General features: G+C 72.6%; 18 protein-coding genes and 1 pseudogene. 9 read left to right on the top strand and 10 right to left on the bottom strand.

All coding sequences use genetic code 11. The features are described 5' to 3' along the window. Positions 1 to 2 precede the first annotated feature (2 nt). Together AB0C73_RS07455 and AB0C73_RS07450 are read left to right on the top strand one after the other, a co-directional pair. On the top strand, positions 3 to 1028 hold the full coding sequence (locus AB0C73_RS07455) for a carbohydrate kinase (RefSeq protein WP_362525752.1): 1026 nt from the start codon (positions 3 to 5) through the stop codon (positions 1026 to 1028). A 213-nt stretch (positions 1029 to 1241) separates the two neighbouring features. Continuing rightward, positions 1242 to 3812, top strand: coding sequence for a GH32 C-terminal domain-containing protein (locus AB0C73_RS07450; RefSeq protein ID WP_362525751.1), 2571 nt, complete (start codon positions 1242 to 1244; stop codon positions 3810 to 3812). A 40-nt stretch (positions 3813 to 3852) separates the two neighbouring features. Here AB0C73_RS07450 and AB0C73_RS07445 read toward each other — a convergent pair whose 3' ends face one another. After that, entirely contained in the window at positions 3853 to 5184 is a 1332-nt protein-coding gene (locus tag AB0C73_RS07445; protein ID WP_362525748.1) for a GAF domain-containing SpoIIE family protein phosphatase, read from the bottom strand. Between the two features lie 242 nt (positions 5185 to 5426). Between AB0C73_RS07445 and polX the strand changes: the two genes are divergently transcribed. Then, positions 5427 to 7157: a DNA polymerase/3'-5' exonuclease PolX gene (gene polX, locus AB0C73_RS07440; RefSeq protein ID WP_362525746.1), complete on the top strand. Its 1731-nt coding sequence runs from the start codon at positions 5427 to 5429 to the stop codon at positions 7155 to 7157. Between the two features lie 66 nt (positions 7158 to 7223). On the opposite strand, the gene AB0C73_RS07435 is transcribed toward polX, so the two are convergent. The 5 genes from AB0C73_RS07435 to AB0C73_RS07415 all read right to left on the bottom strand — a co-directional run bounded on the left by AB0C73_RS07435 (position 7224) and on the right by AB0C73_RS07415 (position 13729). Then, the gene (locus AB0C73_RS07435; RefSeq protein WP_362525744.1) at positions 7224 to 7730 is read right to left on the bottom strand and encodes a CBS domain-containing protein; all 507 of its coding nucleotides are present in this window, start codon (positions 7728 to 7730) and stop codon (positions 7224 to 7226) included. Positions 7731 to 8045: 315 nt separating this feature from the next. Then, on the bottom strand, positions 8046 to 9374 hold the full coding sequence (locus tag AB0C73_RS07430) for a phosphoribosyltransferase family protein (RefSeq protein WP_362525742.1): 1329 nt from the start codon (positions 9372 to 9374) through the stop codon (positions 8046 to 8048). A gap of 104 nt (positions 9375 to 9478) precedes the next feature. Then, on the bottom strand, positions 9479 to 11407 hold the full coding sequence (gene ftsH / locus AB0C73_RS07425) for an ATP-dependent zinc metalloprotease FtsH (protein WP_362525740.1): 1929 nt from the start codon (positions 11405 to 11407) through the stop codon (positions 9479 to 9481). A gap of 75 nt (positions 11408 to 11482) precedes the next feature. After that, positions 11483 to 12301 (bottom strand): sigma 54 modulation/S30EA ribosomal C-terminal domain-containing protein, encoded by an 819-nt coding sequence (locus AB0C73_RS07420; RefSeq protein ID WP_362525738.1) that lies wholly within the window; start codon positions 12299 to 12301, stop codon positions 11483 to 11485. A 675-nt stretch (positions 12302 to 12976) separates the two neighbouring features. Then, a complete protein-coding gene (locus AB0C73_RS07415; RefSeq protein WP_362525737.1) occupies positions 12977 to 13729 on the bottom strand; it encodes a hypothetical protein in 753 nt (250 codons plus the stop codon). A 659-nt stretch (positions 13730 to 14388) separates the two neighbouring features. Here AB0C73_RS07415 and purB point away from each other — a divergent pair. Together purB and mug are read left to right on the top strand one after the other, a co-directional pair. After that, the gene (purB, locus tag AB0C73_RS07410) at positions 14389 to 15831 is read left to right on the top strand and encodes an adenylosuccinate lyase (protein WP_362525735.1); all 1443 of its coding nucleotides are present in this window, start codon (positions 14389 to 14391) and stop codon (positions 15829 to 15831) included. A gap of 62 nt (positions 15832 to 15893) precedes the next feature. Then, positions 15894 to 16412 (top strand): G/U mismatch-specific DNA glycosylase, encoded by a 519-nt coding sequence (mug, locus tag AB0C73_RS07405; RefSeq protein ID WP_362525733.1) that lies wholly within the window; start codon positions 15894 to 15896, stop codon positions 16410 to 16412. A gap of 14 nt (positions 16413 to 16426) precedes the next feature. Here the strand turns inward: mug and AB0C73_RS07400 are convergent, their stop codons facing one another. Beyond that, positions 16427 to 16864 (bottom strand): hypothetical protein, encoded by a 438-nt coding sequence (locus tag AB0C73_RS07400; RefSeq protein ID WP_362526363.1) that lies wholly within the window; start codon positions 16862 to 16864, stop codon positions 16427 to 16429. A 161-nt stretch (positions 16865 to 17025) separates the two neighbouring features. Here AB0C73_RS07400 and AB0C73_RS07395 point away from each other — a divergent pair, with 161 nt between their 5' ends. Then, positions 17026 to 18183, top strand: a complete 1158-nt coding sequence (locus AB0C73_RS07395; RefSeq protein WP_362525731.1) for an ROK family protein — start codon at positions 17026 to 17028, stop codon at positions 18181 to 18183. A 90-nt stretch (positions 18184 to 18273) separates the two neighbouring features. On the opposite strand, the gene AB0C73_RS07390 is transcribed toward AB0C73_RS07395, so the two are convergent. Beyond that, on the bottom strand, positions 18274 to 19014 hold the full coding sequence (locus tag AB0C73_RS07390; protein WP_362525729.1) for a GntR family transcriptional regulator: 741 nt from the start codon (positions 19012 to 19014) through the stop codon (positions 18274 to 18276). A gap of 255 nt (positions 19015 to 19269) precedes the next feature. Then, positions 19270 to 20151: an RNA polymerase sigma factor SigJ gene (gene sigJ / locus AB0C73_RS07385; protein WP_362526360.1), complete on the bottom strand. Its 882-nt coding sequence runs from the start codon at positions 20149 to 20151 to the stop codon at positions 19270 to 19272. Between the two features lie 179 nt (positions 20152 to 20330). On the opposite strand from sigJ, the gene AB0C73_RS07380 reads away from it, so the two are divergent. Beyond that, entirely contained in the window at positions 20331 to 21173 is an 843-nt protein-coding gene (locus AB0C73_RS07380; protein ID WP_362525727.1) for an alpha/beta fold hydrolase, read from the top strand. Between the two features lie 69 nt (positions 21174 to 21242). Here AB0C73_RS07380 and AB0C73_RS07375 read toward each other — a convergent pair. Further along, positions 21243 to 22079: pseudogene (locus AB0C73_RS07375) on the bottom strand (EamA family transporter); the annotation flags it as partial. Positions 22080 to 22224: 145 nt separating this feature from the next. On the opposite strand from AB0C73_RS07375, the gene AB0C73_RS07370 reads away from it, so the two are divergent. Together AB0C73_RS07370 and AB0C73_RS07365 are read left to right on the top strand one after the other, a co-directional pair. Continuing rightward, positions 22225 to 23715 (top strand): PLP-dependent aminotransferase family protein, encoded by a 1491-nt coding sequence (locus AB0C73_RS07370; protein ID WP_362525725.1) that lies wholly within the window; start codon positions 22225 to 22227, stop codon positions 23713 to 23715. Between the two features lie 136 nt (positions 23716 to 23851). Continuing rightward, positions 23852 to 25477: an alkaline phosphatase D family protein gene (locus AB0C73_RS07365; protein ID WP_362525723.1), complete on the top strand. Its 1626-nt coding sequence runs from the start codon at positions 23852 to 23854 to the stop codon at positions 25475 to 25477. The last annotated feature ends 81 nt before the right edge of the window (positions 25478 to 25558 follow it).

Here is a 25558-nt window from a genome sequence, read left to right as displayed (position 1 = left end):
TCATGCGCCTGCCTCTGGTCACCGTCCTCGGAGAATGTGTCGCGGACGCCTTCACCGTCCCCGCGCCTGTCCTCGCGCCCACGCCCACGCCCATGCCCACGTCCGGCGAGCTTGCCCTGCGGGTCCTGCCGGGCGGCGGTCCGGCGAACACCGCCGTGGCACTCGCCCGGCTCGGCACGCCCGCCCGCTTCCTGGCACGCCTGTCCGACGACGTCTTCGGCCGGCTGTTCCGCGGACACCTCGAAGCCTCGGGTGTCGATCTCACGGCTGCCGTACGCGCACCCGAGCCCAGCACGCTGGCCGTCGCCGAGCTCGACGGACGGGGCCAGGCCGCGTACTCCTTCCACGCCCGGGGCACCGCGGACTGGCAGTGGACGGCCGGCGAACTCGCCGCGGTGGACCTCGCCTCCACGGCCTGTCTGCACTCGGGCTCCCTGGCCCTGGTGTGCGAGCCCGGAGGCACGGTCGTGGAGGAGTTCCTCGCCCGCGCCTCCGCCACGGCCACGGTCTCCGTCGACCCGAACGTCCGGCCGCTGCTCGTACCGCCCGCGGTCTACCGCGAACGCCTGCCGCGCTGGTGCGCGCTCGCGGACATCCTCCGGCTGAGCGAGGACGATCTGGAGCTGCTGCTGCCCGGGCACACGATCGAGCGGGCCTGCGACGCCTGGCACGCGGCGGGCGTCCCGCTCGTCGTGATCACCCGGGGGAAGCGCGGCGCGGTCGCCTCGCTGAACGGCGAGCGGATCGCCGTACCGGCGCCCCCGACCGACGTGGTCGACACCGTCGGCGCGGGCGACTCCTTCACCGCGGGGCTGTTGCACCACCTCGGCACCAGGGGTCTCCTCGGCGGGCGCCTGACGGATCTGCGGGTCGACGACGTCTTCGACGCCTGCACGTTCGCCTCCCGGGTGGCGGCGCTGACCTGCGGCGTCGCCGGGCCGAACCCGCCGTGGGCCGGACAGTTGCGGCTGCCGGCGACGGCGGCCGGACGCACCATCGGAGGAAACGGCGACTGGAACGGCGGCTGAAACGGCGGCACGGACGAACTCGGCCCGGCCCATTGACGCACCACCCGGCGTCCGCCCATCATCACTCCCCAATGGATGTCATCGTTATCACATGTCATCGATGACATCCCGTCTTCCGGGTCGCCCCCACCGCCCGGCACTGCGCATCCCCGGCGTCGTACCCACCGCACCGGACGCGGACACGACGCCGCCACCCCCAGTGCAGGAGAAACCATGAGCCGAGTCCCCGCACGCCGTCGTGTCCCGCTGCGCCTCCTCGCCTCCGCTGCCGCGAGCTGCGCCGCGCTCACCGTCACCGCCGCCACCGCCGTCGCCCCGCGGGCGGCGGCGGAGGACAGCCGGCCGTACACGGAGACGTACCGCCCCCAGTTCCACTTCAGCCCCGCGAAAAACTGGATGAACGACCCCAACGGACTGGTCTGGTTCCAGGGCGAGTACCACCTCTTCTACCAGTACAACCCCAGCGGCAACACCTGGGGCGACATGTCCTGGGGTCACGCCGTCAGCAAGGACCTGGTGCACTGGCAGGAACTCCCCCTCGCCCTCCCGCACGACGACGAGGAGATGGTCTTCTCCGGCAGCGCCGTCGTCGACCGCGACAACACCACGGGGTTCGGGACCAGGGAGAACCCCGCGATGGTGGCCGTCTACACCAGCCACTCCAAGGACGGCGGCAAGCAGGCGCAGTCCCTGGCGTACAGCACCGACCGCGGCCGCACCTGGACCAAGTACTCCGGGAACCCCGTACTCGACATCGGGTCGAAGGAGTTCCGCGACCCCAAGGTCCAGTGGTACGCACCCACCAGGAGCTGGCTGATGACGGTGTCGCTGTCCACCGAGCACAAGGTCCGGTTCTACTCCTCGAAGGATCTCAAGAGCTGGACGCATCTGAGCGACTTCGGCCCGCAGAACGCGGTGGGCGGCGTCTGGGAGTGCCCGGACCTGTTCCCGCTGCCTGTCGACGGCGACCCCCGGCGCGTCAAGTGGGTGCTCGTCGTCAACATCAACCCCGGTGGCATCGCCGGTGGTTCGGGTGCCCAGTACTTCGTGGGCGACTTCGACGGCAAGCGGTTCACTCCCGACGACGACGGCTCCTACACGCCGCCGCCCGGCATGGTGGTGCAGGACTTCGAAGGGGCCGACTACGGCACCTGGCAGGCGACCGGCACCGCCTTCGGCGACGGCCCGGTCCCCGCACCCGCGCCCGGGACGTCCGGCACGAGCGGGGTCGAGGGCCGGGGGTTCGTCGACAGTTTCCACAGCGGCGACGTCGAGACCGGCACCCTCACCTCACCGCCCTTCACCGTCGACAGCCCGTACCTCAACTTCAAGGTGGCCGGCGGCCGTCACCCGCACGTCCCCGGATCGGTGATCGGCGAATCCCCCACGCCCCCGGGGCAGGTCCTCGCCGACTTCGAGCAGGACACGTACGGCTCCTGGACGCCCACGGGCACCGCCTTCGGTGACGGCCCCGCATCCGGCACCCTCCCCGGGCAGAACCCGGTGACCGGCCAGGACGGCGCCGGCCTGGTGAACAGCTTCCTCGACGGCGACGCGACCACGGGTACCCTCGCCTCGCCCGAGTTCACCCTCGACACGAAGTACCTCAACTTCCTCATCGGCGGCGGCCGTCACCCCTCCGGATCCGATGCGCCCACCGCCGTCCGGCTCGTCGTCGACGGCAAGACCGTGCGCAGCGCCACCGGCTCCGACTCGGAAGAGCTCAACTGGGCCTCCTGGGACGTCGGCGACCTCGCCGGCCGGACCGCGCACATCGAGGTCGTCGACCAGAACACCGGCGGCTGGGGGCACATCCTGCTCGACCAGGTGATGCTGTCCGACACCCCGGCACGGCCCCGCTCGACCGAGACGGCGGTCAACCTCCTCATCGACGGCGAGGTCGTCCGGAGCGAGACCGGCACGGACAGCGGCAGCCTCGACTGGGCCTCCTTCGACCTGCGCGCCCACCAGGGCAAGCGGGCCGTCGTCCAGATCGTCGACATGAACCGGGGCGGCTGGGGCCACATCCTGGCCGACCACTTCGTCGCCGCCGACCAGCCGGCCGTCCCGAGTGTCCGGCGGGCCTCCTGGGTCGACCACGGCAAGGACTACTACGCGGCCGTCTCCTGGGAGAACGCCCCGGACGGCCGGCGCCGCATGATCGGCTGGATGAACAACTGGCAGTACGGCAACGGCATTCCGACCTCCCCCTGGCGCAGCGCGCAGAGCATCCCGCGCGAGATGGCGCTGCGCACCGTGGACGGCCGGCTCCGGCTCACCCAGCAGCCGGTGTCCACGGTGGAGTCGCTGTACGGCGGAGTCCCGATCGAGGTGCGGGACGTGAACATCGCGGAAGGCTCCGCACCGCTGGCGGAGGGCCGCGCCGACGGAAAGGCGCTCGACATCCGGGCCACGTTCTCCCCGGGTGACGCCGAGCGGTTCGGATTCACGGTCCGCACCGGCGAGGGGCAGCAGACCGTCATCGGCTACGACGCCAAGGCCCAGGAGCTGTACGTCGACCGGACGCGGTCGGGCGCGGTCGACTTCCACGACGACTTCCCCGGCATCCAGCGCGCACCGCTGACGGCCCGGAACGGCAAGGTCGAGCTCCGCATCCTCGTCGACTGGTCCTCCGTCGAGGTGTTCGGCGGCGACGGCGAGACCGTGATCACGGACCAGATCTTCCCCGGCCCGGACAGCGACGGCATCCGGCTCTTCGCCGAAGGCGGCCCCGCCCGCCTGGACAGCGCCGAGGTGTGGCAGGTGCGGTCCTACCGCGACTGAGCACCTGTGCCCCTTCGAGGCCCCGTCCCGTGGACTCGCGCTATCGCGTGGGCGGGGTGCGGAGGGCGAGGATGGCCATGTCGTCGTGGCCGTCGCTGGGGTGATGGTCGGCCAGGGCGTCGACGAAGTCCTGCAGAGGCAGGCCGATGGAGGCGGTGGCGAGTTCGGCGAGTCGGGCCAGGCCGTCGTCGATGGGGTGGGCGGGGTGTTCGACGAGTCCGTCGGTGTAGAAGACCACGGTGGCTCCTGGCGGCAGCGGGTGGGTGTGGTCGGGTCGGTGCTGATCAGTGTTCACGGCCAGGGGGAGACCGGGCTCGGCGTGGAGGTACCGCGTCTGCCGGTCGGGGGTGATCAGGAGCGGCGGGAGGTGGCCGGCGGTACTCCAGTGGAGCGTCCAGCTGTCTCCCGCGGGTTCGATACGGGCGAGGCAGGCGGTGGTGACAGGCAGGTCGGTGATGGCGTGCAAGGTGCGGTCGAGCTGGTGCAGGACGGAGCTGGGCGGGGTGAGGCGGTCGTAGAGCAGGGCGCGCAGCATGCTGCGGGTCTGTGCCATGGCCGCGGCGGCGTGCAGGTCGTGGCCGACGACGTCGCCGATGACGACGGCACAGGAGTCGTCGGGCAGCCAGATGGCGTCGTACCAGTCTCCGCCGAGATGGCCCGGCGTGGGGGCGGGGCGGTAGACGGCGGCCCCGGTGAACGGCCGCAGGTCGGGCAGGGTGGGCAGCAGGAGCCGCTGGAAGTGTTCGGCACTGTCGCGGACCTGTTCGAACAGGCGCATGTTCTCGATGGCGATGCCGGCGGCTCCGGCCAGGGTGACGACGATGTCCTCGTCGTCACGATCGAAAGGCCGGCCGTCACGGCGTTCTGACAGGTACAGGTCTCCGTAGATCGTGCCGCGGACGCTGATCGCGACGCCCAGGAGGGTGCGCATGTGCGGGTGGCCGGGAGGGAACCCGACCGACGCGGGATGCGAGGCGATGTCGTCGACCCGCAGAGGCCGGGGGTCGCGGATCAGATGCCCGAGAACGCCACGCCCGCGGGGGAAGTCGGTGTCGGCCAGGTCGGCGCGCTCGGACTCCGACAGGCCGGCGGTGATGAACCGCTCCAACTCCTCGCCGGAGTCGTCCAGCACGCCCAGCGCCCCGTAGCGGGCGCCGGTCAGATCCATCGCGGTGGTGACGAACCGGTGCAGCACCGCCGGCAGGTCCTCCTCCCGGCTCAGGGCCAGGACCGCGTCCAGCAGGCCCTGCAACCGGTCCTTGGCCTTCGCCAGGTCCCGCAGTCTCCCGGCGATCACGTCCAGCCGCGCATCCAGCTCCAGCCTCAGGTCAGGAATGCGCGGCCGCTCCTCTCCCGCGTCGCCGCCCGGCATCACGCACGCCCGGCCACTCGCTGTCCGCGGGCAACGACTCTGCGCAGGCGGGAATCGGTGTTCGTCCGGCCGGTGCGAGCCTCGCAGGCGAAGCGGTCGGCGGCGGAGGAGAGTGACAGCGGCGGCAGCATGAGCAGCATCGTGCCAGGCCGGACGTCCGTGGACGGGTGTAGACACGGACCGTGTCCCGCTCGGGATCTGGACGTTGATCGCGAGGACGCCCTGTTCCTAGACTGGAAGACATGGTCCGGCCCAACGAAGAGGTCGAGGCGCTCCTTCAGGAGTACGCGGACCTCATCGCCATCACCGGAGGCGAGGCGTTCAAGGCGCGCGCCTACGAGAAGGCCGCCCGCGCGATCGGCGGACACCCAGCCGACGTCTCCCACCTCGACGCGGCGGGCCTGCGGGAGATCCCGGGCGTGGGCACGTCCATCGCCGACAAGGTCGTCGAGTACTTCCGTACGGGCAAGGTCGCGGTGGTCGAGGAGCGACGGGCCCGGATCCCGCCCGGGGTGCGGCAGCTCATGGCCATCCCCACCCTCGGCCCCAGGAGGGCGATGGCGCTCTACGAGGATCTGCACATCTCCTCGGTGGACGAACTGGCCGATGCCATCAAGGCGGAGAGGCTCCGCGACCTGCGGGGTTTCGGGGAGAAGACCGAGGCGAACCTCCTGCACGGCATCGCCCTCATGCGGCAGGCGGGAGGGCGCATCCTCCTCGGCGCCGCGATGGAGGCGGCCGAGGACATCGTCGCGGACCTGTCCGGGGTCGCGGGCTGCGAGAACTGCGCGTACGCGGGATCACTGCGCCGCATGCGGGAGACCATCGGCGACCTCGACGTCCTCGTCGCCGCCGACCGGTCCGCACCGTTCATGAACGCGCTCACCGAACTGCCCACCACCGCGGAAGTCCTCGTCCACGGCGCGAAGAAGACCTCCGTCCGCACCGCCGAGGGCGTCCAGGTCGACCTGCGCGTGGTGCGGCCGGCCTCATGGGGCACCGCCCTGCAGTACTTCACCGGCTCGAAGGCCCACAACATCCACACCCGCACGATCGCCGTCCACGCGGGCCTGAAGCTCTCCGAGTACGGCCTGTTCGAGACGGAGGGCGGCGAGCGGGTCGCCTCCCGGACGGAGGAGGAGGTGTACGACCGGCTCGGCCTGCCGTGGATCCCGCCCACGCTGCGCGAGGACCGCGGCGAGATCGAGGCTGCGCTGCGCGGTGAGCTGCCCGCGGTGGTGACGGAGGAGGACATCCGGGGCGATCTCACCGACGGCCTCGCCCCGCTGGAGGACATGGTGACGGCCGCCGCCGCACGGGGATACGCGTACTACGCCGTCACCGACCACGCGCCGGACCTGTCCATGCAGCGCATGACCGACGAGAAGGTCCTGGACCAGCGCGCACGCGTACGGGCCCTGGACGGCAGGCACCACCGGATGCGGCTCCTGCACGGCACCGAGCTCAACATCGGCCCGGACGGGGACGTGGACTGGCCCGACGCGTTCCTCGCCGGCTTCGACATCTGCGTGGCCTCGGTGCACTCCCACTTCGGCCTCGGCCGGGACGCGATGACCCGGCGGATCGTCCGCGCCTGCGAGAACCCCCGCGTCAACGTCATCGGCCACCCCACGACCCGGCTGCTGGGCAAGCGGCCGGGCATCGACGCGGACTTCGACGAGGTGTTCGCCGCCTGCGCCCGCACCGGCACGGCCCTGGAGATCAACGCCCAGCCCGACCGGCTCGACCTGGGCGACGAGGACATCCTGCGCGCTCGGGGGCACGGGGTGAGGTTCGCCGTCGACACCGACGCCCACTCCATCCCCCAGCTCGCGTCTCTCCGCTACGGCGTCGGCACGGCACAGCGCGGATGGCTCACCCCCGAGGACGTGATCAACACCTGGCCGCTGCGGCGGCTGCGCCGGTTCCTTCGCAAGGACCGGCCGGACCGGTCGGACCGGTCGGACCGGTGACCGGCCGGACCGGTCGGGCTGAGTGCGCCGTCACAGGTCGAGCGTCCCTCTCGTCGCGTCCGGCGCTCAGGGAAAGGCCGTGCCACGGTAGCCCCGCCGAGCCGGCAGCCCTGGCAGCACCGTGGTGGCCTGTGGCCGACGGTCCGCCGGCTCCTCCCGCACCGGATGACCGGCCAGGGCCGCAACGATGTCAACCGCCGTCAGCACCCCGGCAAGACGCCCGTCTTCAGCCAGCACCGGAAGAGCGTCGGTTTCGGTGTACGTCATGAGGTCGACCGCGTGGCGTACGGTCTGCGCCACGTGCACGAGCACCGGCCCGTGGCCCCGCAGGAGTTCGTCCACCCGCAGCGCGGACAGCGAAACGGCGGGAGCCCCACAGGCGATCGCCACATCAGCCCTCTCCAGCAGGCCGGCACAGCGACCGTCCGACCGCACCACCGGAAGGTGACGGGCACCCGACCGCTCCAAGAGCTCCCACGCCACGAGCACCGTCTCACCGACGTCGACCGTGACCGCGGCCGGACGCATCACCGCGCCGACCGTACGCGCCAGGACCTCCTCCTGGTCTTCCACGATCGCCTCCTCGGTCACCGAGGCCGGGGGCCGATGGGTACGCCTCAGCGGTGCCGTCGGCCGGCACTGGGAGCAGTCCGCTCATTCAGAGGTGACGGGGTGCGGGCGGCGCCCGTCGACTGGCGTACGACGCGTGCAGCGCGGGACGAACTCGGCGGCTTCTCTCTCCCTGTTCCCGTGAACTCCATGCTAGGGCGGGCTGAACCGGTCGGCAGCCGCAGCACCGCACAGCGTCACCGGCCACTGGGGGCACGGTGATCCAGTTCCTCGCGCCTCGCGTGACCCTGACGTCGTCCAAGCAGTCGCCTCGGGGCCTCAGGCCGCTGCATGCGTGGCCGAGGCCATGTGGTCGATGAACCAGTCACGCGCCAGATCGGTGACCTCCTCCAGGGCGCCGGGCTCCTCGAAGAGGTGGGTCGCGCCGGGCACGACCGTGAGCCTGCTTTCGCAGCGCAGCCGGGCTTGTGCTTCCCGGTTGAGGTCGAGCACCAGTTGGTCATGTCCCCCGACGATCAGCAGCGTCGGTGCCGACACCGCCGGCAGCCGTGGCCCGGCCAGGTCGGGCCTGCCGCCCCGGGAGACGACTGCGGCGATCCGCGCGCCCGGCTCGGCGGCCGCCCACAGCGCGGCGGCCGCGCCGGTGCTGGCGCCGAAGTACCCGACGGCGCGCCCGTCGGCCTCGGGCTGGCCGCGCAGCCAGGCAGTGGCGTCCGTCAGACGCCGGGCGAGCAGACCGGTGTCGAAGACGTTGGCCCGGTTGGCCTCTTCCTCCTCGGTGAGCAGGTCGAACAGCAGCGTGCCAAGACCGGCGCGGTTGAGCCCGGCCGCCACGAACCGGTTGCGCGGGCTGTGGCGGCTGCTGCCGCTGCCGTGCGCGAACACGACGATGCCGGTCACGCCCGCGGGCACGGTCAACTGCCCGCGCAGCACCACGGCTCCGGCCCGCACGTCCGCCTCCCGGTCCTCGGGCACACCGGGACGCGGCTCGGTCCGGCGGGTGCTCAGCGGGCGGGCGATCGCCTCCTCCAGACAGGCGACGACCTCGTCGTCGTCGGTCTGGGAGAAGTCGACGTAGAACTGTCCGATCGCATAGAAGTGACGCGGGGTGTGCACGCATACGAACTCGTCGGCGTCGCCGCCCAGCCGTGCCGTCCAGTCATGCGGTGCCACGGGGACCGCCAGCACGATCCGTGCGGCCCCGCGGGCGCGGGCGATCTGGCAGGCCGCGCGCGCCGTCGACCCTGTGGCCACCCCGTCGTCGACCACCAGCGCTGTGCGGCCCTCGATCTCGATCGGTGCGCGCGCGCCCCGGTAGCGCCGGGCCCGGCTCTCCAGCACCCCTCGTTCACGTGCCTCGACCTGACCCAGCTCATCGGCGGTGACCTGCGCCGCGCGCACCACGTCATCGTTGATCACACGCACGCCGCCCTCGCCGATCGCTCCCATGCCCAGCTCCGGCTGGAAGGGCACGCCCAGTTTCCGTACCAGGCAGACATCCATGGGGGCGCCCAGCGCGTCGGCGACCTCGGCGGCGACCGGGACCCCTCCACGGGGCAGACCCAGCACCACTGCGTCGGCTCCCTTGAGATGTCCCAGCCGCTCGGCCAGCTGCCGGCCGGCCTCACGACGATTCATGAACAACACGATCCGACCTCCTCGTCCCCGAGGACACGGTGAGCGACGCGACGCCCCGCACTTCCATGGTCGCCCCGGCGGGGAACGGTCGCGCACCGCCGCGGGACCCGCGGTCACCGTGATGAGCCGTCCGACCGCCGTTGCCGGAGTACCTCCAGGACCACGGACCCGTCGACCGTCTCGCGGGCGGTGAGAAGGTCGGTCAGGGTGTCGAGCGCCTGGCGGTGGTCACGCAGCAGGGCCGTGGCGCGTTCCTCGGCCTGGCGCACCAGGCGGGTGGTCTCCTTGTCGATGACGCGTTGCGTCTGCTCGGAGTAGGGCCGCAGCAGAGCGTCCTCGGTGCTGTCGCCGCCGAGGTAGCGGGAGGCGCCGGAGCCGTACCCGACGGGGCCGAGGGCCGAGGACAGGCCGAACTCGCGGACCATGCGGACGGCGATCTGGGTGGCGCCGGCCAGGTCGTCGGCGGCGCCGGTCGAGCCCTCGCCGAAGACGACGAGTTCGGCGGCCCGCCCGCCGAGCCGGACGGTGAGCAGGTCCGTCAGATAGCCCTCGCTGTACAGGTGCCTCTCGGCTTCGGGGAGCTGCTCGGTGGCGCCCAGCGCGGGCCCCGAGGGGAGGATGGTGACCTTGGCGACGGGGTCGGCGTGCTCGCACAGGGCCGCCACGAGGGCGTGTCCGGATTCGTGGACGGCGACGGCGCGCCGTTCCTCGGGGAGCAGCGCGTTGGAGGATTCCCGTCGCCCGAGCAGGAGCCGGTCGCGGGCCTCGTCGAGATCCCGGGCCTCGATGACGGCACGACCGTCCCGGACGGCGTTGATGGCCGCTTCGTTGACCAGGTTGGCCAGATCGGCCCCGGAGAAGCCCGGCGTGGCCCGGGCGACCGTGTCCCAGCCGACATCGGGTGCCAGGGTCTTGCCGCGGGCGTGGACGGCCAGGATGGCCGCCCGCTCGGCCTGGTTGGGCAGCGGCACCGTCACGTGCCGGTCGAAGCGTCCGGGGCGCAGCAGGGCGGGGTCCAGGGATTCTGGGCGGTTGGTGGCGGCCAGGACCACGATGCCCACGGACTGGTCGAAGCCGTCCATCTCGGCCAGGAGCTGGTTGAGGGTCTGCTCGCGTTCGTCGTTGCCTCCCAGCCGGGTGGCCCCGCCACGACGGCTGCCGACGGCGTCGATCTCGTCGATGAAGATGATCGAGGGAGCCCGTTTGCGCGCTTCGGTGAACAGGTCGCGCACCCGGGAGGCGCCGACACCGACGAACATCTCCACGAACGCGGAGCCGGTCACCGACAGGAACGGGACTTCCGCCTCGCCTGCCACCGCGCGGGCGATGAGGGTCTTGCCGGTGCCCGGCGGGCCCACCATGATCACGCCGCGCGGTCCCTTGGCGCCGGCGGCGGCGTAGCGCTCGGGGTTGCGCAGGAAGTCGACGATCTCGCCGATCTCCTGCTTGACGCCCTCGTAGCCGGCGACGTCCGCGAAGCGAGTCGTCGGACGCTCGGTCTCGATGATCTTGGCGCGGGCCCGCCCGATGGCGCCGAGGCCCCCGGACAGTGTCCCGGCCGCCCTGCGGCCCGCCCAGAGGAACAGGGCGACGATGGCCAGCACGGGCAGGAGCAGCACGAGCAGTGTCACCCAGGGGCTGCCGCCGCTCCTGGACGCGTTGATCTCCACCTTCCCGATCTGCAGCTGCCGCTCCAGGCCGCTGTTGTCCAGGGCGGTGGGGATCCTCGTGGTGAATTTCCCGCCGTCCTTGAGGGTTCCGCTGATCGCGCCCGTGTCATTGATGTCGACCGTCTTGACCTGGCCGGTGCCCACTTTGCCGAGGAAGTCGCTGTACGACAGCTTCGCGCCCTGCTGGGACGAGGGGACTCGCAGCAGGACCACGAGCAGGACGGCCAAGGTGGCGATGGGCAGCAGCCAGCGCGTCCAGGAGGGCTTCGGCGAGGGCTCCGACGGCTTGGGCGGCTTGGGCGGCTCACGCGGAGGGCCCGATTTCGCCGCGCGCGACGGATGCCGGCCTGGGAAGTGGACTGGTGTGATCAACGGACGGCTCCCTTGTCTCCACACGCGGTCATGCCGTCCGCACCGGGGACGGGACGGCACGACGTCTCGCCCGGTTCAGGCGCCAGTGGCCGACGGCTCGCGGGCGGCGGGGGTGATGAGGCCGTAGTGGCCGTCGTAACGGTGGTACAGGACGTTCCCGCGGCCGGTGCCGGCGTCGGCGAAGAAGACGAACGGCCAGCCGGTGACGTCCAGGCGCTCCTTCGCCTCCGTGACGCTCATGCGCGGGGCGGCGGCCGGGCTGAGGGTCAGCGGCACGGCGACCGGGCCGATCAGGTCGGGCCGTGGATGCACCTGCGCCAGCCGGTATCCCTCCGGGTCCATGCGGTACAGGACGCTGTCCTCGCCCGATCCGGCGTCGGTGAACAGCTGGAAGCCGTAGTCCAGCCGCTCCATGTCGTCGGCAGCCTCGTCAGGCGATTCGAAGGAAAGGGCGAAGGCCTTGTGCCGGACGACCTCCCGTTCCTCGACCGGGCGCGGGAAGTAGTCGGGGCGGTGCGTGGGCTCGTCACCGTGCCGCCACGGGCGATCGCTCCCCGGCGGGTGCGTCCGGCCGCGCCGGGCCTCCCAGTGCTCCGCCATCCCCGCCAGCACGGCTTCGAGCCGGTCCCTGAGGAGGTCGGCCGCTTCCGCGGCGTTGATGCCCGCCACGTGCGCGCGAGCGAGCCTGCCGTTGACGTCCAGATTCGCCTGTGCCGTCACGGGACGCTCCATCGCCGGGTTCGCGTACCGGGTCAGCTTCACCCGGGCGAAGAGCACGGGCCCCGGTGCCTGGCCGAACACGGCCCGCACCTTGTCCCGGGCGTGGGCGGCGTCCTCGGCGGACACCTCACCCCGGGTCTCCACCTGCACGTCCACGAGGGGTTGTGGCGCCATTCGCTTCATGATGACCTCCGCTGCGAGGAGGAGTTCGCGTGGCCGGCCCCACCCCACACACATCTCCTGATCAAGCAGGAACTCATCAGCCGACCGGTCCGCCAGGGCCCAGGGCTGCAGGCCCCCAGGGGACTCTTCATCCCACGTGCGGGTGGGGGCCGGCGGCTCGCCGTACGCGGGCCCACCGACGCTCCCGGCCCCGGGAGCTCGGCTCCAGCCACCAGCTTTCGCTCGTCACCCAGTCTTCCTTCGGTCCACGAGACCCGCAGGGGGCCGAACGGCCCTTCCCGGGGACTGACAGGTCCGCCGATCGGATCGGCGCGACGACGACACGCAGCCTCACGCAGACGCTCCTCGGCCCGGGCGCGCATGCCCGGCCTCCTGGCGTACGGCTCGGCGGGGCCCTGCGGCGGGGGCGCAGGTGCGTTCCATGTGTCCCAGGCAACGACCAGGACGGCGCGGGCGCCGTGGCCGTGGACGAGATCCGTGACGGCCTCGACGACGGGGCCCCGCAGCCTGGAGGGGAGCGGACAGCTCCTCGACTCTGCGACGACGTGACGCGCGAACGCGTCCGTCGGAGCGGGTCGAGGACCCTCGGCGAGCTGCGGGGCCACGCCTACGCCGGCCGGCTCAGGAACCGCCTCGACCAGTCGGCGTCGTTGCTGTTGTCACGGGTCAGCGTGCCCAGATCACGTGGGTGATGACCTTGTTGCCGTGGCCCAGGTCCTTGACGTACAGGTCGGCGCCCGTGGTGTGCTCCACGCGCGTCCCCCAGCTCGACTGCTCGGTGCCGACCTGCGGAACGGCCGCGGACTGGTCGACGGTGCTGGTGGAGTCGAGGTGGGCGTAGATGGTCGCCAGCTGGTCGTAGTCGTGCTGGTTGGGACGGGTGTTGGTGCTCGGGTCGTTGGTGTAGTCCATGCAGGTGCCGAGGTTCGGGTTGTCGAAGACCTCGTCCTGGTGGTCGAGCCCGAAGGTGTGTCCGACCTCCTGGCAGGTGACCAGCTGCTTCCACGCGGGCGTGTTGTACGTCGCGGTGTTGAAGTAGCTGTCGTTGAGCTTGACGGTGCCGGACGTGATGTGGCTGCCGCTGACGGAGATCGACGCGATGCCGAGCCAGCCGTTGTTGCCGTAGGTGTTGTTGCACACCTCGACCCGCCCGCTGGTCGCCGGGCACCGTCTGGCGGAGGACTGGCCGGCCACCACCGTGGTGTCGAGCACCGTCGACTTGCTCCAGTCGGTCGACGCGGCGCTCAGGTAACTCTTCCAGCCGGAGCTGAGGTTGTCACCGAGCTTCACGGTGAACGGGTTGGCGGTGCGGGCCCAGTGGTAGTTGCCCCACGAGTGATTGGCCTGGGCGGAGGTGCTGAACGTCAGTGTGGCGAGCGCGGCCGCGGCAGTGGCGGCGACAAGCGTCCTGTAGCGCACGAGGGGTCTCCTCAGTGTCGGGGATGTGGACCGCGCACGACCTGGGAGCGCCCTCGGGGTGGAGATGCGGCCAGATCGTGAACTACCTTGCGCTGGTGCGTAGATGACTGACCGTTCGAGCTGGACGGCAGGCGCCGCGTGACGGCATGCCGGTGGGGCTCCAGCCGGTTCGGGTACCGAACCGGGAGGAAGCGTAGGGCACCGTTCCAGTGAATGTCATGTATGCGTCATCACCTTTTCCGGCGCGGATCCCCGACCCCTGCCCGGACACGACAGAGCCGTCCGCCCGCGTGCCCCCCCCCTCACGCCGACGGACGGCATCGCGATGACCTCATCCCACCGGCATCATCTCGGCGGCCTGACCGTGCGACTCAGCCGCATTCCGGGGGCGATGACCAGGGCGGGCCACCGTTGGCGAGCCGGTGATCGCCCGGGAGCGGGGGCGTATCGGCTGTATCGGGTCGGCGGTCCGCCCACACACATCGCGCCACTCCGGCGGCTGTGCGTGGAGCGGCGCGGAACCGGTTCGGGGCCGCCCCGTCTCACACACGTGTCACAGACCGTGACTGACGGTGCGGATCGCGTGACCCCCGCCCGGGGTTCCGCGGACGGTATGGACGCGATAGAGGCGCCGTGGCCAGCCGGTATGCTCTGGACACGTGACTGCTGTGACTGCGAAGCCCCGCATCCCCAACGTCCTGGCCGGCCGCTACGCCTCCGCGGAGCTCGCCGTCCTCTGGTCCCCCGAGCAGAAGGTGAAGCTGGAGCGCCGGCTGTGGCTCGCGGTGCTGCGTGCCCAGAAGGACCTCGGGATCGAGGTGCCGGACGCGGCGCTCGCCGACTACGAGCGTGTGGTCGACACGGTCGACCTGGCGTCGATCGCCGAGCGCGAGAAGGTCACCCGGCACGACGTGAAGGCCCGGATCGAGGAGTTCAACGCCCTCGCCGGCCACGAGCACGTGCACAAGGGCATGACCTCGCGCGACCTCACCGAGAACGTCGAGCAGCTGCAGATCCGGCTCTCCCTGGAGCTGATGCGGCACCGCACGGTCGCCGTCCTCGCGCGCCTCGGCAAGCTGTCCGGCGAGTACGCGGAGCTGGTCATGGCCGGCCGCTCGCACAACGTCGCCGCCCAGGCCACCACCCTCGGCAAGCGCTTCGCGACCGCCACCGACGAGCTGCTCGTGGCCTACGCGCGCCTTGAGGAGCTGCTCGGCCGCTACCCGCTGCGCGGCATCAAGGGCCCGGTCGGCACCTCCCAGGACATGCTCGACCTGCTCGGCGGCGACACCGCCAAGCTCGCCGACCTGGAGCGGCGGATCGCCGGGCACCTCGGCTTCGCGAACGCTTTCACCTCGGTCGGCCAGGTCTACCCGCGCTCGCTCGACTACGACGTGGTCACCGCGCTGGTGCAGCTGGCGGCCGCGCCGTCCTCGCTGGCCAAGACGATCCGCCTGATGGCCGGCCACGAGCTGGTCACCGAGGGCTTCAAGCCCGGCCAGGTCGGTTCCTCGGCGATGCCGCACAAGATGAACACCCGCTCCTGCGAGCGCGTCAACGGCCTGATGGTCATCCTGCGCGGCTACGCGTCGATGACCGGCGAGCTGTCCGGCGACCAGTGGAACGAGGGCGACGTCTCCTGCTCGGTGGTCCGCCGGGTGGCCCTGCCGGACGCCTTCTTCGCGCTCGACGGTCTCCTGGAGACCTTCCTCACCGTGCTCGACGAGTTCGGCGCCTTCCCGGCCGTCATCGCCCGCGAGCTCGACCGCTACCTGCCCTTCCTGGCCACCACCAAGGTCCTCATGGGCGCGGTCCGCGCCGGTGTCGGCCGCGAGGTCGCCCACGAGGCCATCAAGGAGAACGCGGTGGCCTCCGCGCTCGCCATGCGCGAGCAGGGTGCCGAGCGCAACGAGCTCCTCGACAAGCTGGCCGCCGACGAGCGGATCCCGCTGGACCGGGCGCAGCTGGACGCGCTGATGGCCGACAAGCTGTCCTTCACCGGTGCCGCCGCCGACCAGGTCGCCGTCGTCGTCGCCCGGGTCGAGGAGATCGTCAAGGAGCACCCGGAGGCCGCCGGCTACACCCCCGGGGCGATCCTCTGACCGGTACCCCCCGGTTCTCCGCCGAGGAGCTTCAGGCCGCCCGTGACCGCGTCGTCCCCGACGTGGCCGCGGGCGGCCTTTCGGTGCTCTTCTGCGGGATCAACCCGGGTCTGATGACGGCGGCGACCGGCCACCACTTCGCCCGCCCGGGCAACCGGTTCTGGCCGGTGCTTGAACTGTCCGGCTTCACCCCGCGCCGCCTCGCGCCCGCCGAGCAGGCGGAGCTCCTGTCGTACGGCCTGGGCATCACCAATGTGGTCGCGCGGGCGACCGCGCGGGCCGACGAGCTGAGCGCCGAGGAGTACCGCGAGGGCGGCCGGATCCTCACGGAGAAGGTGACACGGCTCACCCCGCGCTGGCTCGCGGTCGTCGGGGTCACCGCGTACCGCACGGCCTTCGGCGAGAAGCGCGCCGTGATCGGACCGCAGGAGCGCACGATCGACGGCCCCTCCGGCTCGACCCGGATCTGGGCGCTGCCCAATCCGAGCGGGCTCAACGCGCACTGGACCGCGCAGACCATGGCCGAGGAGTTCGCCCGGCTGCGGGAGGCGGCGGGCGTGCCGGACCGGCGTGGGGCCTGATCACCGGTCGCTCTTCACGGCGGGTCGACCGCGGTGACGACGGCCAGGAGCTGGAAGGGCAGCTCCTTGTCCCACTGGGACACGCCCAGGGCGATCCACCGCGCCTCCGCCCGCCACAGATGCAGGTCCGGGACGTGACAGCTGACATCGTTCCACGGCTCGGGTATGTGCTCGCCGGACAGGCTCCGGTCGAGGACCGACCACAGGCTGAAGACCTGCGGCGGGCCCCAGCGGGCGCCGAGCAGCGTGGAGAGGGCGTCCCGGTCCGCCTCGTACTGCTCGCGGACGGCTGACCAGCGGGTGCCGTCGTCCTCCCAGAACTCCTCGCTCGTGGCGAGCGCCACGACGTGGTGGCCCGGGCCGCTGTCGCGGAACCCGGAGCGCTCGGCGCGCGCCGGGAAGGCGCGGGCGACGAGGTCGTCGACCGTCGCGAGGTGCTGTGCCGTCTCGATGGGCTCCATGGGGCCAGTAAAGCGCCCGCCACTGACAGTTGGCGGGCCGTCAGCCCCGGGCGGGCGGCGGCGCCAGGACCGGTGCGCGGGCGGCGCTCGCCGCCCCCTCCTCCATTGAGTACCATCCGGCCAAAGAAGCGTACGAGCCGGGAGGACACACGGTGGGGCGGCTGACCGGCGGGGACCCGTCGCTGTTGCGGCGGATCAACTCCGCGGTGGTACTCCATGCGCTGCGGGGCTCCGACGCGCTCACGCTCACGGATCTGACCAGGATCACCGGGCTCTCCCGGCCGACGGTCGAGGGGGTGACCGAGGGCCTGATCGTGGGCGGCCTGGTCGTCGAGGCTGCGCCCGAGGAGGGCGAGACCCGGCGTCAGGGCCGGCCGGCCCGGAGGTTCCGCTTCCGGGCGGAGGCGGGGCATCTGCTCGGTGTGGAGATCGGTCCGCACCGGGTCGCCGCGCTGATCTCCGGACTCGACGGGCGGATCATCGGCGCCGGTTCGCGCGAGGTCGCGGACACCGCCCCGGAGGACGAACGCCTCGACAGGGTGCGCGCCGTGGTCGCGGACGTGCTCCGCCGGACCGGGGTGCCCCGGTCCAGTCTGCGGGCGGTCGGCGTCGGGACGCCGGGGATCGTCGAGGCGGACGGCACGGTTCGGCTCGGCACGGCGCTGCCGGGCTGGACGGGCCTGGCGCTCGGCGAGCGGCTGCGCCGCTCCTTCCGCTGCCCGGTGATCGTGGAGAACGACGCCAACGCGGCGGCGGTCGCCGAGCACTGGAAGGGCGCGGCCACCGATTCCGACGACATCGTGTTCGTGCTCGCGGGTCTGAGCCCGGGTGCCGGTTCGCTGATCGGCGGGCGGCTGCACCGGGGGTACGGCGGCGCGGCCGGCGAGATCGGCGCGCTGCACCTGCTGGGCCGCGGCGTCACGCCGGAGCATCTGCTGTCGACGACGGACGAGCCGCTGCACCCGCTGGACGAGCAGGCGGTCGCGGAGGTCTTCGCGCTGGCCAAGCGGGGCGACGCGCGCGCCCAGGCGGCGGTGGAGCGGTTCATCCAGCGCCTGGTGCACGACGTGGCGGCTCTGGTCCTTGCGCTCGATCCGGAGCTGGTGGTGATCGGCGGCTGGGCGGCGGGCCTGGACGGGGTGCTGCAGCCGCTGCGCGACGAGCTGGCCCGGTTCTGTCTGCGGCCGCCACGCGTGGAGCTCTCGATGCTGGGCGAGGCCGCGGTGGGCACGGGGGCGCTCCGGCTCGCGCTCGACCACGTGGAGGAGCAGTTGTTCGCGGTGGACGCCACGGTGACCGCCCGCCGCTGAGCCGTGCCGGCTCTTGATACGTGTACGGCTCCGATACGTGTAAGGCCCCGGGCAGCGCGCGCCCGGGGCCTTACACGTACAGGTGATGGGTCAGGAGGCCATGGCCAGGTCGCCGGAGTCGCCGAAGGTGAGGCGGCAGGTGTCGGCGCGGTAGGTGGCCACGGAGACGGCGGCGGTGCGGCCGCCGGAGAGGTAGCGGGTGGTGACGACGAGGACCGGGGAGCCGGGCAGGCGGTCCAGTTCCTTGGCGTCGTCGGCGCGGGCCGAACCGAGTTCGACGGAGCGGTCCTGGCCCTCCAGGGCGAGCTGCCGCAGTTCGCGCAGGACGGCACGGGCGCGCCCGGGCCCCTCGGCGGTGGTGGTCGCGTCGAGGCCGGGGACGGAACCGGCGGGCACGTAGAGCAGTTCGGCGGCGACGGGCCGGCCCTCGGTGACGCGCAGCCGGCGCACGGCGTGGACGCGCTCGCCGGGCGCGGTGTCGAGGAGGCGCAGGACGGCGGCGGGGACGGTGCCGGCGGCGCAGTCCACCGGCTGCCAGGTCTCCTCGCCGGCGGCGGGCCAGGCGTGCTGGGTGGTGGAGACGTCGACGCCGACACGCGGCGGAGCGACGGTGGTGCCGACGCCGCGGCGGCGCTGCAGCCGGCCTTCGAGTTCGAGCTGCTCCAGGGCCTGCCGGAGGGTCGCGCGGGCGACGCCGAAACGGGCGGCGAGGTCGCGCTCGTTGGGCAGGATCTCACCGACCGCGAAGTCCGTGTCGAGGGCTTCGCTGATCACGGTCTTGAGGTGCCAGTACTTCGGCTCCGGTGCTGCTTCGAGCTGCGTGGTCCCCACCCTGATCCTCCGCACATTCGCCGTGTCCCGCGGCGTTTCCGCGCCCTTGTTTATTAAAGGTTCCTGCACTAACTCTGCGACCATAAGGCGCGGCACACCCTTGGTCAAGACCAATCCTCCGTCAGACGCCCCTGAATGTGACCCTCTGACCTAGATCGTTCACAGGACGTTCGCGATCGCGTGCGGCCGGCGCAGCAAAGCGCCCCGCCGCGGAACACGAGGTTCCGGGACGGGGCGGACCGAGGTCCGTGCGGACTAACCGAGGACGAGTCCCTGGAGTTTGTCCGGATTGCGCAGGATGTACATGCAGGCGATCCGGTCGTCCCTGACCTCGATCTGGAAGATCGTGTCGACCCTTCCGCCGACGAGGGCGACGAGCGCGGACCGGCCGTTGACCTCCTCGAAGCGGAAGTCGTAGGAGTCCTGCGCGCCCTGGGCCACGGCCGACAGGAAGCGTCCGACCTTGTCGGCGCTCTCGATGATCCGCAGCGGGCCCTTGGCCTTGCCGCCGCTGTCGCCGACCAGGCGCACATCGGGCGCGAGGAGGGCGAGCAGTCCCTCCAGGTCGCCGCCCGCGGCGGCGGCGAGGAACCGCTCGGTGAGCTCGCGCCGTTGCACCGGGTCGACGTCGTAGCGCGGACGCCCCTCGTCGACGTGCTTGCGAGCCCGGCCGGCGAGCTGGCGCACGGCGGCCTCGCCGCGGTCGAGGGCGGTGGCGATCTCCGCGAAGGGAAGGCCGAAGGCCTCGCGCAGCACGAACACCGCGCGTTCGAGCGGCGAGAGGGATTCGAGGACGACGAGCAGGGCGAGCGAGACGGAGTCGGCGAGCAGGGCGCGTTCGGCGGTGTCGGGCACGGCGGGCCCGAAGTCGGTGACGATCGGCTCGGGCAGCCAGGGGCCGACATAGGACTCGCGGCGGGACTGGACATGGCGCAGCCGGTCGATGGCGAGCCGGGTGGTGATCCGCACCAGGAAGGCGCGGGGCTCGCGGACCTCGGCACGGTCGTCGGCGGTCCAGCGCAGCCAGGCCTCCTGCACCACGTCCTCGGCGTCGGCTGCGCGGCCGAGCATGCGGTAGGCGACGCCGGTGAGCATCGCGCGATGCCTCTCGAAGACCTCGGTGGGGTCGGTCGTCAGCCCGGTCGGCGTCTCGGTCACCACGCCCCCATCCCGGCCCACGCCCTCGCTCGTGTCCGGTTCGCTCCGGACCCGTTCCGCCCGCGACTCTTGAACTCCACTCTACTCACCGGTAATTCTTGCTGACAGGATGTCTTGCAGGTGTCCCGCAATGAGTGCCGGTACGACAGGGAGCAGCCATGTCCGCACAGATCTCGTTCCCCGTGGAGTCCGCGGCCGGGCCGCGCACGGTCACCGTGACGTACGAACGGCGGGGCACGGGCGAGCCCCTGCTGCTGCTCCATGGGATCGGTCACCTCTGGCAGGCCTGGGAGCCGGTCATCGACGTGCTCGCCACCGAGCGGGACGTGATCGCCGTCGACCTCCCGGGCTTCGGTGCCTCCCCCGCGCTGCCCGCGCCCCTCGCGTACGACCTGAGCACCGTGGTGCCGGTGCTGAACGCCTTCTGCGCCGCGCTGGGCGTGGAACGCCCACACGTGGCGGGCAATTCGCTCGGCGGACTGCTCGCCCTGGCGCTCGGCCGGGAGAAGCTGGTGCGCTCGGTGACCGCGCTCTCCCCGGCCGGCTTCTGGTCGGAGGCCGAGCGGCGGTACGCGTTCACCACGCTGCGCGCGATGCGGGGCGCCGCACGGGCGATGCCGCTGCCGCTGATCGAGCGCCTGTCGCGCAGCGCGGCCGGCCGCACCCTGCTCACCAGCTCCATCTACGCCCGTCCGGCGCGCCTGTCACCGGAGTCGGCGGTCGCCGAGACCCTGTCCCTGCGGCAGGCCACCGGCTTCGAGCAGACCCTCGCGGCGGGCCGAGGCGTGCGGTTCCGCGAGGACGTCACCGCGCTGCCGGTGACCATCGCCTGGGGCACCCGCGACCGGCTGCTCCTGCGCCGCCAGGGTGTCCGCGCCCAGCAGGTCATCCCCGGCGCGCGCCTCGTCCGGCTGCCCGGCTGTGGTCATGTGCCCATGAACGACGACCCGGCCCTGGTGTCCCGGGTGATCCTGGACGGCAGTGCGGCCGCCGTGGCCTGACGGCGCGTCGGCCGGGCACGCGCCGGCCGGACCGCCCAGACCGAAGAGGCCGGTGCCCAGGGCCGCCCCCGCCCCCACCAGGAGACCGCCGGCTGCCTGCGCCGGGCCGAACGAGCCGTGTCCGACGGCGACGGCGGTCAGCGCGGCGGCCACCGGGATGGCGCCGGTATAGAGAGTGGCGCGCTCCATACCGATCCGCTGGACGCCTCCGTAGAAGAGCACGAAACCGACGACGGTCGCGAGCGCGGCCTGCCACAACAGCGCCCCCGTCTCCACCGCCGTCGGCATCCGCAGCGCCGCCGTGCCGTCGACGACGAGCCCGGTCAGTCCCGCCTCCGCGGCCCCGACGCCGCACACCACCGCCGTCAGGAGCTTGGGCCCGAGCAGCCGCAGCACCGGCACCGCGAGCACGGTGAAGCCCACCTCGCCCGCGAGGGCCGCCGCCGACCAGCCGAGCCCCGCCAGGTCGGTGCGGCCCCAGCCCTGCACGGTGAAGGCTCCGGCGGCGACGAGCACCGCCCCGTACAGCACCGCCCGGGTCGGCCGCCGGCCCTCCGTCAGCGGCACCAGGACCGCGACCACGACCGGCGCGCAGCCGACCAGGACGCCGGGCACGGCCGGCTCCGCGGTGCGCTCGGCGGCGAGGATCGCCAGATTGAAGCCGACCATGCCGACCGCGGCCAGCAGCCCGATCCGCAGCCAGTGGCGCACGGTCAGGACCCGCAGCCGGCCGAATCCGCGCCGGCCGAGCAGCGGCAGCAGGAGCAGACAGGCGGCGCCGTAGCGCAGCGCCTGACCGCCGGCGTACGGATAGGAGCCGAGCAGGCTGTTGGCGGTGAAGGAGGCACCGACGAGGGCGTAGGCGACGGTGACGAGCAGGACGCCACGCAGGGAGTTCGCGTTCATGGTCCCGACGCTAGGAATCCGGGGCTCTTCTTTTGAGGTCCACTTCCATGACGCCATCGGGGACCACTTCTTGAGGAGGCGCCCGGGTGGGACGGCTTGGGTACGCTCCGGCCCGGGAAGGCACGGACACGAGGGGGTACGGGGGATGCGTGGGCAACCGGCCTGGGAGCTGCTGCTGCCCGCGGCGTCTGCTCCGGCGCGCCGGCGGGGGCGCTCGCTCCAGGAGGCGCTGCGGGAGGCCGTACGCACGGGCCGGCTCGCGGTCGGGACGCGGCTGCCGTCGAGTCGGGCGCTCGCCGCGGACCTCGGGGTGTCCCGGGGCCTGGTGACGGAGGCGTACGAGCAGCTCACGGCCGAGGGGTATCTGCGCAGCGACCGGGGTTCGGGCACCTGGGTGGGCGGGGCGGCGCGGGCCGCCGCGCCCGGTGCGCGGGATCTCGCGCCGCGCGCGCCGGGCGTGCGGGTGGACTTCCGTCCGGGCACACCCGATCTGTCGCTGTTCCCGAGGGCGGCCTGGGGCGCGGCGCAGCGCGCCGTGCTGTCCGAGCTTGCGCACCGGCGGCTCGGCTACCCGGATCCGCGCGGGCTGCCCGAGCTGCGGACGGCGGCCGCCGCGCTGCTCGCGCGCCGGCGCGGGGTGGTGGCGGATCCGGAACGCCTGGTGGTGTGTTCGGGGGTCGCTCAGGCGGCGACGCTGCTCGGTCAGGTCCTGCGGGCGCGCGGGCACACGGCGGTGGGCGTGGAGGATCCGGGCAGCCCGGAGCACGGGCGGCTGTTCGCGGCGGCCGGTCTGGACACGGTGTGGCTGCCGATCGACGCGGACGGGCTCCTGGAGGGGCCCATGGTGGCGTCCGGGGTGCGGGCGGTGGTGGTGACGCCCTCGCACCAGTTCCCGTCCGGGATCTCGTACGCGGCGCACCGGCGGGCCGAACTGCTCGACTGGGCGCGGTCCGTGGACGGCTTCGTCCTGGAGGACGACTACGACGGGGACTTCCGCTACGACCGGGCGCCGGTGGGCGCCCTCCAGGGGCTCGATCCGGAGCGGGTGGTGTACGCGGGCTCGGTGAGCAAGTCCCTCGCGCCGGGACTGCGCCTGGGGTGGATGCTGGTGCCGGGTGACCTGCTCGGCGAGGTCGTGGAGCGCAAGCGGACCATGGACCTCGGCAATCCGGTCCTCGACCAGGCGGTGCTCGCCCGCTTCGTCGCGGGCGGCGGTTACGACCGGCAGCTGCGGCGCTGCCAGCGCGCCTACCGCGAGCGCCGGGACGCCCTGGCGGCCGCCCTGGAACGGCACTTCCCCGGCACCCGGACCAGCGGCATCGCCGCGGGCCTGCACATCATCGCGCGCCTTCCCGCCGCGTACGGGCCGACGCAGGTGTTCCTGGCCGCCGCCGAGGCGGCGGGCGTGGCCCTGCGGCCCCTGGAGGAGTACGGGACGGCCCGCCCGGACGACGGGTCGGTGCGCCTTGTCATCGGTTACGCGCATCTGACGCCGGCGGAGATCGCGCGCGGGGTGGCACTGATGGCGGAGGCGATGGACGGGGGCGGGGCCGGGAGAGGGGTCGGGACAGGGGCCGGCGGGAGCACGCGCGCGGGTGCGGGCGCAGACGCGGGCGAGGACGAAGGCGTGCGCTGAACGGGCCCGCGGGGGCGAGGGGTTGTTCACGCGGGGTTCGGCTGGGCGCCGTTCCCGGGCGTTAGGGATGGGGGCGCGGCCTCGGAGCCGTAGCAGAGACAACGGTCCCACTCCGCCCACCCCTTGGAGGCGCTCGATGTCCCAGCCCACCCCCGGCCCCGCCACACGCGGCCCGGCGGCCGACGGCCCGGCGCCCGCCCGCCGTACGGTCCTGCGCGGATCGCTCGCCGCGTCGGCGGCCGCCCTCACCGTCGGCGGCGGCCCGTTCGCGAGCCCGGCGTTCGCCCTGTCGGGGCGCCCGTCGGCCGCCTGGGGCGTGCAGACCGGTGATGTCACCGCCCACGCGGGCCTGGTGTGGGTCCGCTCGGACCGGCCCGCCCGCATGCTCGTGGAGACCTCGGCGAGCGAATCGTTCCGCCGGGTGCACCGGCACCAGGGCCAGCTGCTCGGGCCGGGCACCGACTTCACCGGCACCACCGCTCTGCGCGGCCTCCCGGCCGGCGAGCAGATCCGCTACCGGGTCACCCTGGCCGATCCGGACGACCCGCGCCGTACCGGCGAGCCCGTCACCGGCACCTTCCGCACCGCGCCCGAGCAGCGCCGGGACGGGGTGCGGTTCCTGTGGTCGGGCGACATCGCCGGGCAGGGCTGGGGCATCAACCCGGACATCGGCGGCTTCCGCGCGTACGAGGAGATGCGCCGTCTGGACCCGGACTTCTTCCTGTGCAGCGGCGACACCATCTACGCGGACGGCGTCATCCAGCCGTCCGTGACACTGCCCGACGGCCGGATCTGGCGGAACATCACCACGCCCGAGAAGTCCAAGGTCGCCGAGACCCTGGCCGAGTACCGGGGCAACTTCCGCTACAACCTGCTCGACCACAACGTGCGCGCCTTCAACGCGCAGGTGCCGTCGATCGTGCAGTGGGACGACCACGAGGTCCGCAACAACTGGTACCCGGACCAGATCCTCGACGACGCCCGCTACACCGAGAAGAACATCGACGTGCTCTCGGCCCGTGCCTCGCGCGCCTTCGCCGAGTACTTCCCGGTGTCCACGCTGCACGCGCGCGCGGGCGAGAGCCGTTCCGAGGGCCGGATGCACCGGGTGGTGCGCTACGGCCCGCTGCTCGACGTGTTCGTGCTCGACATGCGCTCGTACCGCAACGCCAACTCGCCCGGCCGGCAGGCCGACGACACCACCGGCATCCTGGGCGCCGAACAGCTGGAGTGGCTGAAGCGGGAGCTGTCCCGGTCCCGCGCGGTGTGGAAGGTGCTCGCCGCCGACATGCCGCTGGGCCTCGTCGTCACCGACGGCGCCACCGACTTCGAGGCGGTCGCCCAGGGCGACCCGGGCGCGCCGCTCGGCCGCGAGCTGCAGATCGCCGAGCTGCTGCGGTTCATCAAGCACCGGCGGATCACCGGCACGCTGTGGCTGACGGCCGATGTCCACTACACCTCGGCGCAGCACTACGCCCCCGAGCGCGCGGCCTTCAAGGACTTCGCGCCCTTCTGGGAGTTCGTCTCCGGCCCGCTGGCGGCGGGCGGCTTCCCGGCGAACGCCCTCGACGGCACCTTCGGCCCGGACCGGGTCTTCGTGCGGGCCCCGGAGCGCGCGAACCTCTCCCCGATGGAGACCCCGCAGTACTTCGGCGAGGTCGACATCGACGGCGACAGCGGGGAGCTGACGGTACGGCTGCGCGCCGAGGGCGGACTCGTGCTGTTCAGCAAGACCCTCCAGCCGGGGCGGGTGGGGCAGTAGAGGATGCCGATCGGTCGCGTTCGCTGCCGATCGGCATCGCGGCGCTGCGGGCGATCGCGGGGGGCGTGAGTGCGGGCTGCC

It is taken from the genome of Streptomyces sp. NPDC048623, from assembly GCF_040650755.1.
GTDB lineage: Bacteria > Actinomycetota > Actinomycetes > Streptomycetales > Streptomycetaceae > Streptomyces.
Note: the sequence above shows the minus strand (reverse complement) of the source record. Positions and strands in the feature narration are given on the sequence as shown.

Coding starts and splice junctions, on each gene's coding strand:
- polX (WP_362525746.1), top strand. CDS start 5,427: ATGGTCCGGCCCAACGAAGAGGTCGAGGCGCTCCTTCAGGAGTACGCG.
- AB0C73_RS07445 (WP_362525748.1), bottom strand. CDS start 5,184: ATGCCGGGCGGCGACGCGGGAGAGGAGCGGCCGCGCATTCCTGACCTG.
- AB0C73_RS07380 (WP_362525727.1), top strand. CDS start 20,331: ATGTCCGCACAGATCTCGTTCCCCGTGGAGTCCGCGGCCGGGCCGCGC.
- AB0C73_RS07365 (WP_362525723.1), top strand. CDS start 23,852: ATGTCCCAGCCCACCCCCGGCCCCGCCACACGCGGCCCGGCGGCCGAC.
- AB0C73_RS07370 (WP_362525725.1), top strand. CDS start 22,225: ATGCGTGGGCAACCGGCCTGGGAGCTGCTGCTGCCCGCGGCGTCTGCT.
- AB0C73_RS07450 (WP_362525751.1), top strand. CDS start 1,242: ATGAGCCGAGTCCCCGCACGCCGTCGTGTCCCGCTGCGCCTCCTCGCC.
- AB0C73_RS07455 (WP_362525752.1), top strand. CDS start 3: ATGCGCCTGCCTCTGGTCACCGTCCTCGGAGAATGTGTCGCGGACGCC.
- AB0C73_RS07420 (WP_362525738.1), bottom strand. CDS start 12,301: ATGGCGCCACAACCCCTCGTGGACGTGCAGGTGGAGACCCGGGGTGAG.